We start from the raw sequence: 15,167 nt of genomic DNA on the forward strand, positions 1-15,167 counted from the left end.
CGTCGGCCTGACCATCTACGCGGTTCTCCGCGAACTGCAACAACTCCTCACCGCCATGGCCGGCGCGTGCCACACCTGCAAACGCCCCTTCCCTTGACACACAACGACCTAACAAAGTACTACTAGGCGAACTTGATCCCTGCCCGCAGGATCAACGGATCGTCGGCCAGGAGCCACAGGGCGACCGCGAGGTTGCCTTGGAGGTAGCGGCCACCGAAGTGCAGGCCGATCACCTGGGACGTCTCCAGGTCGACGACGCATGACCCGGAGTTGCCGCCCAGCGTCGAGCAGTCGTGCATCAGTTCGGCCCTCGCCTGGGTCACGGCGCGGACTTTCCCCGGTTGCAGGCGCTTGACGTTGTAGATGCCGGCGAAGATGCGTTGCATCTCGACCGGGTCGTTGCGGCGCGAGTCGGAGGCCGGGTAACCCACCACGTAGACGTCGGTGCCGTCACCCACCCTGGGCCGGCCGGCGATCGGCAGCGGCGGCGGCAACGCGGCGGCACCGTCACCGGCCGCCTCGCAGCGCAGGAGGGCCATGTCCAGGGTGTCGTGGACGCCGATGATCTCGGTCAGCCGGAACTCCTCCGGCGTTTCAGCGGAGAACTCCTCGTTGTAGTCCACCCACGCGCGCATGCCCGGCGCGAACGTCCACCCGGCGCCCCGCACGCGGGCGAACTCGTTGGCGACGTGCCGGTTGGTCACCACCACGTCCTCGGCGGCGCGCCAGCCCGTGCCGATCCAGTCGAACATCGGGTGACCGGCGACCTCGATCCGCCCGACGCTCGACATCACCGCTTCGATCGCCTTGCGGTGTTTCTCCAGCGGCTGGCCCCACGGGTCGGGCGCCGGGAAGAAGCTGCCGTTCTGGACGAGGATCGCCGGGCGGGCCATCAGCAACACGATCGCTTCGAGGCCGTCCACCTGGTTGTCGGTGAGCGGGGCGTCGGGGTCCCGCTCCAACGTGGCGACCGCAGAGCGGCAGTCGTCGACGTAGGTCTCCAAGCGCTGTCTCGACGCCGTCTCGATCGGGGGCAGATGAGCGGGCACCGCCCCCGGCTCGGGTGCGGTGCCGTACTCCGACCGGCCGGGCGCGACCTTCCGCACCACGGCGGACGTGTCACCGTCGAGCTCCGTCTTGAGCCCCGGCAGTTCATCCAGGTGGCGCAGCGCGGCCGCCTTCACGGCGTCAGAACGCTTGCCGTTCGTTGGGGTGGTCATGTCACATCCTTCGCGGGAGGGACCGAGGAAGGGAGTCGACTTCTACTCCATATGCCCTAAAGGGTCGACCCATTCGCCACGAAGCACGTTCACTCAAACAGGTGATCTCGATATGACTTCGGTAGCTCCGGCCGTGTAACGACCTCACGCTGCGAGTGGATGATCAGCGACGTGCCATTGGCGAGTGTCACCCATACGGATTACACGGCGTGAAAGAAGTCGCAGGCCAATATGGTTGTGGCCCCGGGCGCGCAGGAACCGCCGCCAGGACGTGCCGCTGCCACGCTTGGGTGCCCGGCACGGTCCCGACTGCGGGCGGCTGTTCACCGACCAGCAGGCCGTTCTCCTTGGTCCCACGATGCCGGCAGGGTCGGGGCCGCGGATGACGTACGCGGAACCCGGGTGCGCCGTTCGAGGAGGCTGCCGCGGGACTCGTTGATCTCGCACAACGACGTCAGTGCGCGCGCAGGAGCTCGGCCTGCACGGCCCGCCTTGCCTCGGCCTGGGCGCCGTAACTGTAGAGCCAGTCACTGTGCCGCAGCGGGTCCTCGGTGGCGAAAGCCTGGTCCCGGGCTTTCTGCTGCGGCCCGTCGGGGAGGTGGTTGACCTGTGCCCGGTCGTGGCTGGCCTCCTGCACTTGGGCGGTACGAGGCACCCGCACTTGGTTGTACGCGGCCAGCGCGGTCGCAGGTTCGCCTGCCTGCTCGAGACTCGCGGACAGTGCCGCGGCGTCCTCGATGGCCTGTCCGGCACCCTGGGCGAACAACGGCAGCATCGGATGCGCCGCGTCTCCCAGCAGGATCACCCGGTCGTGCACGTATCGCGAGATCGGTGTGCGGTCGAGAACGGACCAGCGCCTCACCTGTGTGACCGTGTCGAGGAGCTGACCGACCATGCCGTCCCATCCGGCGAACTCGGCGCGGAAGTCCTCGGGCTCGCCTTCCGCCGACCACGACTCGACTGTTTCGCCCGGTGCCGCCGGAGTGAACGCCACGACGTTGATCGTCCGTCCCCCCGAGACCGGGTAGTGCACCAGGTGCCGTCCCGGCCCCAGCCACAGTGTCTGGACAGGGGACGCGAAGTGCTCCGGGAGGCGATCACCGGGAACCAGCGCGCGCCACGCGCACAGTCCCGAGTCGCGGGCCGGAAGCCGGCCGATCAGCCGCTGCCGGACGGCCGAGAGGATCCCGTCGGCCGCGACGAGGACGTCTCCCCCGGCCGACGCGCCGTTGGCGAAGGTCACCGTCACACCCGTTCGGCGACCTCGACCGGGACGTGCATACGCGCTTCCGACAGCGGATCAAGGAAATCCGTCCCACGACTGCACGGGACCAGTCGGACTTTCCTCGAACTTCCCCACTGGACACACAAATGAATTCGTCGATCGCCTGCGCGACAGCGGGTGGTCGTTTCGGCTGACCGGGATCGAGTGCAAGTCCACATGTGAGTGAAGCGCAGCCGATGGGCGGTCCCCGTCCGGGTGGTCTTGGTCTGGTTCGGGCGCAGGGCACGGGAACTGCGACTAGAACCGGTGGCGGGGCCCTAGGGACGCGGACTACCCGACAACGGCCGCTGATCTGCAGGAGACGACGATTGAGGATGAACGAGGCGCTGGAGATCATTCGGGCGTTCGAGGAGATCGACCAGAACGGCAACGGGTCGCTGTCGTCGGAGGAGCTGCCGGCGGCTTTCCGCGAGCACCACTGCGGCAACCTCGACGTCGAGCTGATCTCGGTCTGAGCGGTCCCGCCGTCGGTCACCCCCGGCGTCGCGTTCGGCGGGCGCCGACCCGATCCGCGGTCCGCCAGTCCCCCGGCGGCGAAGGAGATCGACAGTGAAACCCCACGACATGGGAGTGCTGTTCGACGAGTGCGCCCAGAACGGCTCGGACATGCGCGTGCACCTGGACCGTCCGTTCGACCTCGCGTCCGACGCGGGGACGGAGTACGGCGTGGACGATCTCGCGGCGCTCGTCGGGGAGACGGCGGGTTGGCTCGCCGCCGCAGGTGCCGCACCTGGTGCCCGGGTGGCCATCGTGAAGGACGACCGCTGGGACTACGGCCTGCTCGCGTGCGCCGCGGTGGTGCTCAAGTGGAGCGACGCACCACGCACGGGGACGGGGAAGGGCCGGCGCCGGGAACTGCTCAAGCAACTCGCCGGTCACCAGGTGAAGACCCATGGCTCCGGCCGGTGGACCTGACCGACCCGGCACCGGGATGAACTCACGAGGGAGGCAAGGGTGGGCACGAAAGCCGTGCTGCGGACGGGGTGCGCGCTGCTGATCTTGTGGCAGGTGGCGATCGGGTTGTGGGCGGTTTTGTTTCCGGAGGGGTTCTACCTCGGGTACCCGACGCGGGAGGTCGGCTGGGTGGCGATGTTCCCGCCGTACAACGAACACCTCGTGCGGGACTACGGGCTGGCGTTGCTGCAGTTGGCGCCCTTGGCGTTGGTCTGCCTGAAGCGGCCGGAGCCGGTGTTCGTCACCGCGATGCTGATCGGTTCGTTGCTGTTCAACGCGCCGCACGCGGTTTACCACGAACTGCACATCGTCCGTACCGATGACCTGGCCCTGCAGCGGTTGTCCCTCTGCACGCCCATCGTCCTCGCCGTCGGTCTGCTGTACCTCACTCATAAGCTGAAGGCGAGCCTCCGCTCGGCGGCGGCTGAAGAACGCCCGGCAGCTCGTTCCTGATCACGACACCGCACTCAGTTCCGCGAATCCTCCGGTTGATCACCTCGGCCGATGTGATCAACTACGTCCGCACGCGATACCGGATGCCGGAGGAGACCGACGCCGGCTGCGTTTCCGGCTCGACACGGAGCACAGCCGCCCCAGCAGGTCGGCCGGCCTCGTCGTCGATCACGGAGCCGGTCAGTTGCTCCAGGTGTACCCGTTCGTCCCGAGCTGGGGGTTCCCGTTCCAGTCGCACTCGCAGGCGACCGGAGTTGCCGCCGGGCGCATCGGCCTGGGCGCGATGGGCGTGTCCGCCGCCTACACCGGCGCCGGCACGGATGACGCCGAGTCCATCCGCACCATCCACCGGGCACTCGACCTGGGCGTCACCCTCATCGACACCGCAGAGATCTGAGGAGAATCCCACGAACCAGGACGTGCTGGTCGTGATCGGCGCCGGCGGTATCGGGCAGGCGATCGCCCGCCGCCAGGGACCCCGGCAAGGCAGTCCTGCTCGGTCAGGCCGTGGGCGATGTTGTGCTCGTAGAACACGCGCTGGAAGTCCGGGCCGGTCAGCTCACGGCACTTCTCCCGCCCGTTGCCGCCCCAGGGGTCGAACGACCCGCCCTGGAACTCGGCGGTGAACAGCGGTCCGTTCGGCGAGTGCGTCCGCGCGGAGCTCAGGTCCGGCGCACCCGGCGTGCCCGGCGCCCAGTTGTCCCAGAGGCCGACGGTGTTGTGGAACGTCGGCACGGTGATGCCGTCCGCCCGCGCCCGCTCCCGCAGGTGCGTCATGTACGCGACGCCGCGCTCGGAGTGGTCGCCGAACTCGTTCTCGTTCTGGTACAGGATCACCGTGCCGGTGCCGTTGGTGAGCTGGTGCCGGGCGATGATCGGGTTGATGTGGTCCAGCCACTCGTCGACGGCCGCGATGTAGTCCGGCTCGTTGCTGCGGTCCCGCGTCGGCGAGTTGATCAGCCAGGTCGGCAGACCGCCCGAGTCGGTCTCGGCGTTGATGTAGGGCCCCGCCGAGCTAACGCACCCCTGAGCCGCCGACAAGGACTTCGTACCGATGTGAAACTAAAGGTTGGAACGGCCAACGAACAGGAACGACCGGGTTGCGAAGCGGTACCCGACATCGCCGGGGTCATCCCGCCGATCGCGGCCTAGAAGGGCACGCCGCAGGTGAGCAGCACGTTCGCGTAGGGAGTCGCTTCGCCGGTGCGGATCACCAGGCGGGACGCCGCGACCCTGGACTTCAGCGCGGCGTGGGTGATCCGTTCCGCCGCCGGCAGGCGCAGGTCGATCGCCGCGGCGCACAGCGGGTTCACGTCGTCCACCTCGGCCGCGATCACGGCCCGCTCCACCACCAACTCGGCGAGCAGGCCGTCCAGCACGTCCAGGAACGACGGCACGCCGAAGGTGAACGCCAGGTCGACCACCAGCGGTCCGGCCGGGATCGGCAGGCCGCAGTCGGCCACCACGACCTCGTCCGTGTGACCGAGGCGGGCCAGCGCGGCGTTCAGTTCGGCGTGCAGGATGCCCCCCTTCTTCACGGCAGCACCTCCGCGGCGAACGGGTAGGACGGTTGGGCGCCCGGCCTGGTCACCGACGTAGCGGCCACCCGTGCGGCGAACCGGGCCGCCTCCACCAGGGAGTCGCCCGCCGCGAGCCGCGCGGCCAGCGCGCCCGCGAAGGCGTCGCCCGCACCCGTGGTGTCCACGGCCGTCACCTCGGGTGCGGTCACCTCGACCACCCCGTCCGGGGTGACCACGGCGGCGCCACGGGAGCCCAGGGTCACGACGACCGAGCGCGGTCCGAGGTCGAGCAGCCCCGCGAGCGACGGCGCGAGCGACGCGGCCTCGTGCTCGTTGACCACCAGGGGGTCGAGCAGCGCCAACGTCTCGCGGGAGATCGGCGCCACCGGGGACAGGTTGAGCAGCGGCCGGACCCCGGACGCCGCGGCGCGGGCGACTGCGTGCTCGACCACCGGGATGGGCACCTCCAGCGAGCAGGCCAGCACCGCGACGTCGTCCAGCGGCACACCGTCCACATCGGACGTGCTCACGTCGCCGTTCGCGCCGGGTGCCACCACGATCGAGTTCTCACCGTCCGGGGTGACGGTGATGTAGGCGATCCCGGTCGGCCGCTCGGAGGTGCGGACGAACTCCGTGCGCACCCCCGAGCCGGACAGCGAGTCGCGCAGCAGCGAACCGTACTGGTCAGGGCCGACCGCTCCGAGCAGCGCCACCGAAGCGCCGACCCGGGCGGCGGCGACGGCCGTGTTGGCCCCCTTGCCGCCCGGCATCACCCTGGTGTCGCCACCCAGCACGGTCTCACCGGCGGCGGGGCGAACGGCGACCTCGACCACGAGATCCGCATTGGCCGAACCCAAGACCAGGACTGAGCTCATTTCTTGAACTCTGCCACGTTCTTCTTGGTGACGACCTTCACCTCGACGCTGACGACCTGCTGGACCGTCTCGCCCTTGGCGGCCTTCACGGCCTGCTCGACGGCCTGGCGGCCGAGCACCTTCGGCTGCTGGGCGATGGTCGCGGCCATGGTGCCGTCCTCGACGGCCTTGATGCCGTCCGGCGTGCCGTCGAAGCCGACGACGTGCACGTCCTTGCCCGCGCGGTCGCCGAGCGCCTTGATCGCGCCGAGCGCCATCTCGTCGTTGTCGGCGAACACGCCCTTGAGATCGGGGTTGCTCTGCAGCAGGTTCGTCGTGACGTCCAGGCCCTTGGCGCGGTCGAAGTCCGCGGGCTGGCTGGCGACGACCTTGATCGCACCGGAGTTGAGACCCTGCTCGAAGCCGAAGCCGCGATCGCGCGTGGCCGACGCGCCGGGGATGCCCTGCAGGTGGACGACGCCGCCGCTGGTGGCGCGGCCGAGCTCGATCGCGGCGAGGCTGCCGCCCTGCACGTTGTCCGAGGTGACCTCGGAGGCGACCTTGCCGTCGTCAACCGTGCGGTCGACCGCGATCAGCGGGATCGACGCGTTCTCGGCGGCCTTCGCGGCGGGCCCCGCCTGCTTCGAGTCGACCGGGTTGATGATGATCGCCTTCACGCCCTGCGTGGTGAAGGTCTGCACCTGGTTGACCTGGTTGGTGGCGTCGTTCTGCGCGTCGACCACGGTCAGCTTCACGCCGAGTTCGGCGGCGGCCTCCTCGGCGCCCTGCTTCAGCTCGACGAAGTAGGGGTTGTTCAGGGTGGAGAGCGCCAAGCCGACGCTGATGTCGGCCCCGCCACCGCTGCTGCTCGCACCTGACCCGCATGCCGCGGTCAGCGCGAGGGTCGTCACGGACAGCGCGGCGAGCGCGGCCCTGCGGGTGAGGTTCATATGTGTCGTTCCTTCCAACGTCTTTCAGCGGGAGCGGCGGCGGAGGGTATCCAGCAGCACGGCCAGCGCGATGACCACGCCGATCACGACCTGCTGCCAGAACGGGGACACCTGCAGTTGGTTGAGGCCGTTGCGCAGCACGGCGAGCACCAGGGCGCCGACCAGGGTGCCGAAGGCTCGGCCCACACCGCCGGACAGCGAGGCGCCGCCGATCACGACCGCGGCGATGGCGTCCAGCTCGTAGCCGACCGCGGCCTGCGGTCCGGCGGAGGCGAGCCTGCCCGCCAGCAGCATCCCGGCGACGGCGGCGAACAAGCCGGACAGCGCGTAGATCACCAGCTTCTGGCGGCGCACGTCGATGCCGGAGAGCCGGGCGGCTTCCTCGTTGCCGCCGATGGCGTACATCGAGCGGCCCGCGTAGGTCCGGGAGAGCACGAACCCGGTGATGCCGAAGAACACCAGCATGATCAGCAACGGCAGCGGCACCTGCGGCACGAGGTTCGAGCCGAGGAACGTCACCACGTCGGGCGTCGCGAGCGGCGTGCCCTGCGAGACGACCAGGGTGAGTCCTCTGGCGATGCTCAGCATGGCCAAGGTGGCGATGAACGCGGGCAGCCTGCCGAAGCTGACCATCGCACCGTTGATCAACCCGGCGGCGACGCCGGTCGCCAGGCCCAGCAGCAGCGCGACCGGACCGGGCAGGCCCGCCTCCGCCGAGCTCCACGCGCCGACCATGGCGGACAGCGCGGCGACGCTGCCGACCGACAGGTCGATGCCGCCGGAGACGATCACGAAGGTGGAGCCGAAGGCGAGCACCGCGACGACCGCGGCCTGCACGCCGACGTTGATCAGGTTCTGCGTGCTCAGGAACGTGGGCGCGAGGATCGACAGCGCCACCACGAGCACCACCAGGCCGCCGAGCGCACCGTTCTCGGAGAGGATCTTGCGCGCGTCGACACCCGTGCGCGCGGTCGCAGTGGTCATGCGGAGAACTCCTGTACGGCCAACGCCATCACCTCGTCCTGGGTCGTTCCTCGTGCGGGCAGTTCGCCTGCCACCCGACCGTGCGCCATCACGACGATGCGGTCGCTCATCCCGATCACCTCGGGCAGGTCACTCGACACCAGCAGCACGGCTCGACCCGCCGCGGTCATCCGGTTGATCAGCTCGTAGATCTCGACCTTCGCGCCGACGTCGACCCCTCTGGTCGGCTCGTCGAGGACCAGCACCCGGGGGTCGGCGAGCAGCCACTTGCCGATGACGACCTTCTGCTGGTTGCCGCCGGAGAGCTCGCGGACCTCCTGGTCGAGTCCGGAGGTCTTCACCCGCAGCGCGGTCGCCATCTCGTCGGCGTGGCGGCGCTGCCTCTTGCGGTCGACGATGCCCGCCCTGGTGGCCGAGCGGAGCGTGACCAGCCCGAGGTTCTCGCCGACGCTGGAGGTCAGCACGAGGCCCTGGCCCTTGCGGTCCTCCGGCACCAGGCCGAGGCCCGCGCGCATCGCGGCCCGCACGTCACCACCGGGCAGGCGGCGGCCCGCGACCTCGACGTGGCCGGAGTCGTAGTGGTCGACGCCGAACGCCGCGCGCACGACCTCGGTGCGGCCCGCGCCGACCAGGCCGGCGATTCCGACCACCTCACCGGCCCTGACCTCGAACGACACGTCCGTGAACCGACCGTCGCGGGTCAACGAGTCGACCTTGAGCAGCACGTCGCCCGGCTCCTGCGAACGGCGCGGGTACTGCTCGGAGATCGCGCGGCCGACCATCAACTCGATCATCTGCTCGACGCTGGAACCCGCGGGCAGCACGCCGACGCTGCGCCCGTCGCGGAGCACGGTGACCCGGTCCGCGATGCGGCGGATCTCGTCCAGGTGGTGGGTGATGAACACGAGGCCGACGCCTTGGTCGCGGATCTCCGCCATGATCTCCAGCAGCCGGTCGGTCTCGGTGTCGGTGAGCACCGCCGTCGGCTCGTCGAGCACCAGGACTCCCGCGTTGAGGTCCAGCGCGCGGGCGATCTCGACCATCTGCTGCTGGGCGATGCCGAGTTCCTTCACCGGCGTCGCCGGGTCGACCCGCAGGCCGACGCGCGCCAGCAGGCCGACCGCGTCGCGGAGCATCCTGGCCCGGTCCACCACGCCGAAGCGGCGCGGCGGACGGCCGAGGAACAGGTTCTCCGCGACCGACAGCTCGGGCACCAGCGTGAGTTCCTGGTAGATCACCGCGAGGTTGACCCCGTCCGCGACCCGGACCGAACCCGAGTCCGGGCGGTAGACGCCCGCGAGGACCTTGACCAATGTGGACTTGCCCGCACCGTTCTCGCCGAGCAGCACGTGCACCTCGCCGGAGTTGACGGCGAAGTCGACGCCGTCCAGCGCGAGCGCCCCGGTGAACCGCTTCGTGATGCCCTCGGCCCGCAACAGCTCAGCCACGATCTACCTCTCCGCAGGATCCGCGTTCGATCAGCCGGGCGTTGAGCTGCACGTCGGACGGCTGCTCGCCCGCGATCAGGGCGAGCAGGCTGCGCGCGGCCGCGTGCCCCATCTCCACCGTCGGCTGGGCGATCACCGTGATCGGCGGGTCCAGCAGCGGGAACCACGGCTGGTCGTCGTAGACCGCGAGGCCGACATCGGCGGGGACGACCAGCCCGAGGCGGCGCAACTCCTCCAGCGCGCCCAGGCCCATCAGGTTGTCCATCGCGACGAGGACCGACGGGCGTTCGGGCAGATCCATCAGCTCGGCCGCGGCGCGGGCGCCGCTGGCGCGGCGGAAGTCGCCGTGGACGACGTCGACGGCCAGGCCGCCGAGCGCGGCGGAGAACTGCTCCAGCCGCTCCCGTCCCGTGCTGGTGTCCGCCGGACCGGCGATCACGCCGATCCGGCGGTGGCCGGCACGGATGAGGCACTGGGCCAGGTCCGCCAGTGCCTGCGCGCCGTCCGCGCGGACGACCGGGCAGGTGGCACCCTGCACGGTCCGGTCCAGGAGCACGAGCGGGACGTCGCTCGCGATGACCTCGTCCAGCCAGCTCGGGTCGTCGGTGGCGGGGCAGACCAGCAGGCCGTCGACCCGCCGGTCCAGCAGCGCCCGCACGTAGGTGGCCTGCTGCTCCGCGCTCTCGTCGGCGTTGGCCAGCACCACGCAGTACCCGTGCGCCCGCGCCTCCTCCTCCACCGCCCGTGCGATCTCGGCGAAGAACGGGTTGACCAAGTCGCTGATCAGCAGCCCGAAGGTCTTGGTGGAGGTCGTGCGCAACGAGCGGGCGAGCGCATTGGGCCGGTAGCCCAGCTCCTCGATGGCGGCCAGCACGCGGGCGCGGGTCTCCGGTGTCGGTGTGGCATGCCCGTTGAGCACGCGCGACACGGTCGCCGTCGAGACCCCGGCGTGATGCGCGACGTCCTTCATGGTGGTCACTCTGCGCACCCCCTCGACGACGAGTAATCGATTACCGGCGCAGTTAATCGGCTACCTGGGGGTTCCTGTCAAGTGCACCGATTCAGAGCGTGACCGCTTCGTTACGAGGACGGCAGCCGCCGTAGCGGGCTTCAGTCGGTCGTACTCCGCCTGCGTCACGGGCAGGACCGTGCCGTGGCGCGGCCTGCCGGGGAACGAGTAGTCCGCCGCCGTCGTCCACTTGCCCGAGTTCAGGTCCGTGGTGGTGAACGGGACACGAAGCCGTAGTCGGATGTTGTGTGATCAAGTTGGTTGAACGTTCCATGTCGGAATGTGCCGTGTGAAGCCCTGTGGGCAAGAGCTGAGGGCATCTCGATCACCGAACGCGCCGACGGAGCGCCGCCAGGCGTGGAATCCCGACTCGGACCCGGTGTGGTGACCGGCGTGGGTGTCAGGCGCTGCCGCCGCGCACGACCTCCGTCGGCACTATGAGTCCCGGCTCGTTGTTCGGGCCGGTCTCCACCTGGCGGAGGCAACGGGCGACCAGCTCGCGGGAGATCCGCTCGACCGGGATGCGGGCGCAGGTCAGGGTCGGCTCGGCCAACAGGCCCACCGCGCCGCCGTCGAAACCGGTGACCGCGACGTCCGAGCCGACCTTCAGGCCCAGCGAGTGCGCCACGTTCACCACCACCGCGCCGACGGAGTCACTGCCGGTGACGATGGCGGTCGGCGGGTTCTTGCCGGTCAGGAGCCGACGGGCCCGCCTGCGGATCCCGTCGTCCGTGCCCCGGTAGACCGACGCCTTGGGCACGCGCAGGCCGTGGCGTGCCAGGCCCGCGGTGAAGCCCTCCAGGCGTTCGGCCTTCCAGTACTGATCGCCGTCGACCCCCAGGTAGGCGAACCGCTGGTGCCCCTCGGCGACCAGCAGGTCCACCAGCGGCTGCATGCCGGCGACGTTGTCCACGTCCACCCACTGCTGCGGCAGGTCGGGCGCGAGGCGGCCGAAGCAGGCGAACGGCATGCCGCTGTCCGCCAGGAACCTGGCCCGCTCGTCGTCGACCCGCGACTCCGACAGGATCACCGCATCGACCGTGCGCCGGGCGACCAGGTCCTTGAACACGCCGAGCGGGTCGTCCCGGTGATGGGTGAACACCAGCACCTGGTTGTCGACGTCGGCGGCGGCCTTCACCAACGCTTGCAGGAAGTGCAGGGTGAAGCCCTGCATGCTGTCCAACTGCTCGCCGAAGATGTGGTAGCCGACCTGCATCGTCCGCCGCGACCGCATCGTCTGCGCCGCCCGGTTCGGCCGGTAGCCCAACGACCGCATCGCGGCGGCCACCCGCTCGAACGTGGCCTCCGAGTAGTACGAATCGCGCCCGTTGATGACGTTCGAGACGGTCTGCCGGGACACACCCGCCGCCGCGGCCACGTCCACGATACTGATCCGTCGGTCGTCGCCCCTGGTCACCCGTTCGCGTCCTCGCACCCACACATGATTCACCCACCGTGACAATCTCGGCAATTGATGGATCAACGTCGAGCGGCGGCGGTCGGTCTTGACGAGTCTTCGACGGCGTTCGATACTGCATCGGAAAGCGCTTTCCAAGCAAGCGTTCGGCCGAGAGTCGGTTGCACCCGCCGCCGCATTCGAAACCGTTGCGAGGAGAAGGATCTTTGAGCGCACTCGCGGTCCGACACGACGTTGGGTCTTCGCTGACCATAGGTGACGGGGCAGTCGACCTCGTCCGCTACGTCTACGTGCCCGACACCCCGAGGCTGGAGTCGCCCAAACCGTTCCTGCACCCGATCCGCACGCGGGCCGGGCGGCTGGTGAGCCTGTTCCGGCCGCACGACCACGTCTGGCACAAGGGCATCGCCTGGTCGTTGCCGAACGTCGGCGATGAGAACTTCTGGGGTGGTCCGACGTACGTCCACGGGCGGTTCTACGTGCAGTTGGACAACAACGGCACCCAGCAGCACCGCCGCCTGGTCGACATCGGCGCCGAAGGTGAGACCGCCTGGTTCGCCCACGAGTTGGACTGGATCACCCAGTCCGGGCACACCGTCATCACCGAACGCCGGACGATCACCGCGGCCCTGCTGTCGGACGCGGCCTGGGCGCTGACCTTCGACACCGCGATGACCAACACCTCCGGCCAGGAGATCGCCTTCGGTTCGCCGACCACCCGCGGCCGGGAAAACGCCGGGTACGGCGGGTTGTTCTGGCGCGGCCCGCGCTCGTTCACGGGCGGTAACGTCGTCACGCTCGACGGCGTCGGCGGCGACGAGTTGCGCGGCCACCGCGCCGAGTGGATGGCCTTCGCGGGCCGTCACGACGGCGACGACGCGGAGTCCCTGGTCCTCGCGGTCGACCACGAGGCCAACCCGCACCACCCGCCGCGCTGGTTCACCCGGTCCGAGGACTTCGCCTGCCTCAACCCGGCGCCGTTCTTCAGCGAGGAGCTCGTCGTCGCCGACGGCGACACCGTGCGGTTCCGCTACGGCGTCGGGGTGGCCGACGGCGGCGCGGACGACGCGAAGGCCCTGGCCGAGTCCGTGCGGGACGTCATGCGTCGCGCGGACGACCCGACGCGGCGCGAGGAGCCCGCATGAGCACGTTCCCCGGCGGGACGTCGCTGTCCTTCCTCGACGTCTACGACGACGCCGCTCCCGATGGTGTCGTCGGCGGCAGCCCGCACATGCACCTGGCCTCGACCGAGTGCTACGTGGTCGTGGGCGGGGAGGGCGAACTGCACGCGGTGAACCTCGACGGCTGCCGCGAGATCCCGCTCGGCCGCGGTTCGGTCGTCTGGTTCACCCCCGGCACCATCCACCGCGCCGTCAACCACGGCGGCCTCCAGGTGGTCGTGCTGATGGACAACGCCGGACTGCCCGAGGCCGGTGACGCGGTCATGACGTTCCCGCCCGACGTCGTCGCCGACCCGGACCGCTACCGCGCCGCGGCGACCCTGCCGCACCGGGCGACGGAGGCCGAACGCGCCGCCGACGCCCGCAGGCGCCGCGACCTCGCGGTGGAGGGTTTCACCCACATCCGGGACGCGATCCGCGGCGGGGACCAGACCCCGCTGCGGGAGTTCTACGCCGCGGCCGCCGCGCTGGTCCGGGGTCGTGCCGGGACCTGGGCGGCGATCGTGCGCGACGGCCCGCTCCGCCAGGCCGAGACCGGCCTCGCCGTGACGACCGACCTGGCCGTCGGCGTGGCCGGGCACCTCGAACGGGCGGCCGTGTTCCGCGCGCCCGAACCCGCACCGGCACGGGGGTTCGGCATGTGCGGACGCCTGCGCCCCCACGACGTGGCCAACGCCGTGCCGTACGCCAAACCCGCAGGACTCGGGCCGGCAGCCGATGAGGAGCACCGTTCGTGACCAGTCGCACCTACACCTGCGCGATCGTCGGCACGGGCGCGATCGCCACGGCCCACGCCGAGGCGGTCGCGCAGTCGGCCGGCCGAGCCCGCCTCGTCGGGGCCGTCGACGTCGAGCCCGACCGGGCGTCGGCCTTCGCCGCGACGTGGGACGTGCCCACCTACCCGAGCCTGACCGACCTGCTCGACGCGCAACGGCCCGACCTGGTCCACCTGTGCACGCCACCGGGTTCCCACCTGCCGCTCGCGCTGGAGTGCCTGGCGGCCGGCGCGTCGCCCGTGGTCGAGAAGCCGCCGGTGCTGTCGCTGGCCGAACTCGACCGCCTGCGGGCCGCCGAGGCCGCGGCCGGGGTGCCGGTGGCCACCGTGTTCCAACACCGGTTCGGCTCCGGGGCCGTCCGGTTGCGGCGCCTGCTGGCCGAGGGCGCGCTGGGCAGGCCGCTGCTGGCGTCGGCGAACACCCTGTGGTTCCGCGACGACGACTACTTCGCGGTCCCGTGGCGGGGGAGTTGGGAGCTGGAGGGTGGCGGGCCGACGATGGGGCACGGCATCCACCAGTTCGACCTGCTGCTGTCGATCCTGGGCCAGTGGACCAGCGTCACGGCCGTCGCCGCCCGCCAGGCCCGGCCGACCGACACCGAGGACGTGTCCGCCGCGCTCGTGCGGTTCGACTCCGGCGCGGTGGCCACCGTGGTCAACTCGGTGGTCTCGCCGCGCCAGACCAGCCAGCTGCGCTTCGACTTCGAACGGGCCACCGTGGACCTGGAGCACCTCTACGGCTACTCGGACGCCCACTGGCGGTTGACCGCCGCACCCGGCACCCCTGACGTCCTCTCGGCGTGGGCGGGCGATCCGCCGGACACGCCGAGCGGTCACACCGCCCAGGTCGCCGCCGTGCTCGACGCCCTCGACGCCGGCGAGACGCCACCGGTCTCCACCGCCGACGCGCGGGTGACCATGGAGTTCGTGGCCGCCGTCTACGCCTCCGCGTTCACCGGGCGGACGGTCGGTCGGGGCGAGATCACCGAGGGCAACCCGTTCTACGGCAGCATGGCCGGTGACGGCGCACCCTGGCTGACCGCGACGGCGCTCGACGGCCGGTCGCCGAGGTGATCGAACCACCCGGCTGAGCCAGGTTTCCGAGGTCGGTCGGTGT

General features: G+C 70.5%; 16 protein-coding genes and 1 pseudogene. 7 read left to right on the plus strand and 10 right to left on the minus strand.

Annotation, left to right across the window (positions count from 1 at the left end; translation table 11 throughout):
• Positions 1-122: 122 nt before the first annotated feature.
• Both FM051_RS40770 and FM051_RS40775 read right to left on the minus strand, forming a co-directional pair.
• Positions 123-1,220, minus strand: a complete 1,098-nt coding sequence (locus FM051_RS40770) for a trypsin-like serine peptidase (RefSeq protein ID WP_158852469.1) — start codon at positions 1,218-1,220, stop codon at positions 123-125.
• A 454-nt stretch (positions 1,221-1,674) separates the two neighbouring features.
• On the minus strand, positions 1,675-2,463 hold the full coding sequence (locus tag FM051_RS40775; RefSeq protein WP_158852470.1) for an FAD-dependent monooxygenase: 789 nt from the start codon (positions 2,461-2,463) through the stop codon (positions 1,675-1,677).
• A gap of 356 nt (positions 2,464-2,819) precedes the next feature.
• Between FM051_RS40775 and FM051_RS40780 the strand changes: the two genes are divergently transcribed.
• The 4 genes and pseudogenes from FM051_RS40780 to FM051_RS54170 all read left to right on the plus strand — a co-directional run.
• On the plus strand, positions 2,820-2,960 hold the full coding sequence (locus tag FM051_RS40780; RefSeq protein WP_338019522.1) for an EF-hand domain-containing protein: 141 nt from the start codon (positions 2,820-2,822) through the stop codon (positions 2,958-2,960).
• A gap of 94 nt (positions 2,961-3,054) precedes the next feature.
• Positions 3,055-3,420: a hypothetical protein gene (locus tag FM051_RS50970; RefSeq protein ID WP_202919276.1), complete on the plus strand. Its 366-nt coding sequence runs from the start codon at positions 3,055-3,057 to the stop codon at positions 3,418-3,420.
• A 39-nt stretch (positions 3,421-3,459) separates the two neighbouring features.
• Positions 3,460-3,912, plus strand: a complete 453-nt coding sequence (locus tag FM051_RS40790) for a hypothetical protein (protein WP_158852472.1) — start codon at positions 3,460-3,462, stop codon at positions 3,910-3,912.
• 193 nt (positions 3,913-4,105) lie between these two features.
• A pseudogene (locus tag FM051_RS54170) lies at positions 4,106-4,306 on the plus strand (aldo/keto reductase); the annotation flags it as partial.
• On the opposite strand, the gene FM051_RS52405 reads toward FM051_RS54170, so the two are convergent.
• From FM051_RS52405 to FM051_RS40825, 8 genes are all read right to left on the minus strand, one after another.
• Positions 4,213-4,953 carry a beta-galactosidase gene (locus FM051_RS52405; protein WP_420803655.1) on the minus strand — a complete coding sequence of 247 codons (741 nt, stop codon included), beginning with the start codon at positions 4,951-4,953 and terminating at the stop codon, positions 4,213-4,215. The pseudogene FM051_RS54170 and the gene FM051_RS52405 overlap by 94 nt on opposite strands.
• 107 nt (positions 4,954-5,060) lie before the next feature.
• Entirely contained in the window at positions 5,061-5,450 is a 390-nt protein-coding gene (gene rbsD, locus FM051_RS40800; RefSeq protein WP_158852473.1) for a D-ribose pyranase, read from the minus strand.
• Positions 5,447-6,307, minus strand: a complete 861-nt coding sequence (locus FM051_RS40805; RefSeq protein WP_158852474.1) for a ribokinase — start codon at positions 6,305-6,307, stop codon at positions 5,447-5,449. The genes rbsD and FM051_RS40805 overlap by 4 nt, the downstream gene beginning before the upstream one ends.
• On the minus strand, positions 6,304-7,236 hold the full coding sequence (locus FM051_RS52410) for a substrate-binding domain-containing protein (protein ID WP_238413001.1): 933 nt from the start codon (positions 7,234-7,236) through the stop codon (positions 6,304-6,306). Before FM051_RS52410 ends, FM051_RS40805 begins: the two co-directional genes overlap by 4 nt.
• Positions 7,237-7,260: 24 nt before the next feature.
• Positions 7,261-8,220: an ABC transporter permease gene (locus FM051_RS52415; RefSeq protein WP_238413002.1), complete on the minus strand. Its 960-nt coding sequence runs from the start codon at positions 8,218-8,220 to the stop codon at positions 7,261-7,263.
• Positions 8,217-9,668, minus strand: coding sequence for a sugar ABC transporter ATP-binding protein (locus tag FM051_RS40815; protein WP_238413003.1), 1,452 nt, complete (start codon positions 9,666-9,668; stop codon positions 8,217-8,219). The genes FM051_RS52415 and FM051_RS40815 overlap by 4 nt, the downstream gene beginning before the upstream one ends.
• Positions 9,661-10,638 (minus strand): LacI family DNA-binding transcriptional regulator, encoded by a 978-nt coding sequence (locus FM051_RS40820; protein ID WP_238413010.1) that lies wholly within the window; start codon positions 10,636-10,638, stop codon positions 9,661-9,663. The genes FM051_RS40815 and FM051_RS40820 overlap by 8 nt, the downstream gene beginning before the upstream one ends.
• A 439-nt stretch (positions 10,639-11,077) precedes the next feature.
• Positions 11,078-12,061 (minus strand): LacI family DNA-binding transcriptional regulator, encoded by a 984-nt coding sequence (locus FM051_RS40825; RefSeq protein WP_158852476.1) that lies wholly within the window; start codon positions 12,059-12,061, stop codon positions 11,078-11,080.
• Between the two features lie 239 nt (positions 12,062-12,300).
• Between FM051_RS40825 and FM051_RS40830 the strand changes: the two genes are divergently transcribed.
• Genes FM051_RS40830 through FM051_RS40840 form a run of 3 tightly spaced genes read left to right on the plus strand, consistent with a single transcriptional unit; the run spans position 12,301 to position 15,124 of the window.
• A complete protein-coding gene (locus FM051_RS40830) occupies positions 12,301-13,239 on the plus strand; it encodes a DUF6807 domain-containing protein (RefSeq protein ID WP_158852477.1) in 939 nt (312 codons plus the stop codon).
• The gene (locus tag FM051_RS40835) at positions 13,236-14,012 is read left to right on the plus strand and encodes a cupin domain-containing protein (RefSeq protein WP_158852478.1); all 777 of its coding nucleotides are present in this window, start codon (positions 13,236-13,238) and stop codon (positions 14,010-14,012) included. The genes FM051_RS40830 and FM051_RS40835 overlap by 4 nt, the downstream gene beginning before the upstream one ends.
• A complete protein-coding gene (locus FM051_RS40840; protein ID WP_158852479.1) occupies positions 14,009-15,124 on the plus strand; it encodes a Gfo/Idh/MocA family protein in 1,116 nt (371 codons plus the stop codon). Before FM051_RS40835 ends, FM051_RS40840 begins: the two co-directional genes overlap by 4 nt.
• Positions 15,125-15,167 lie beyond the last annotated feature (43 nt).

Origin of the sequence: Saccharothrix deserti (assembly GCF_009769385.1) — a bacterium.
Lineage (GTDB): Bacteria > Actinomycetota > Actinomycetes > Mycobacteriales > Pseudonocardiaceae > Actinosynnema > Actinosynnema deserti.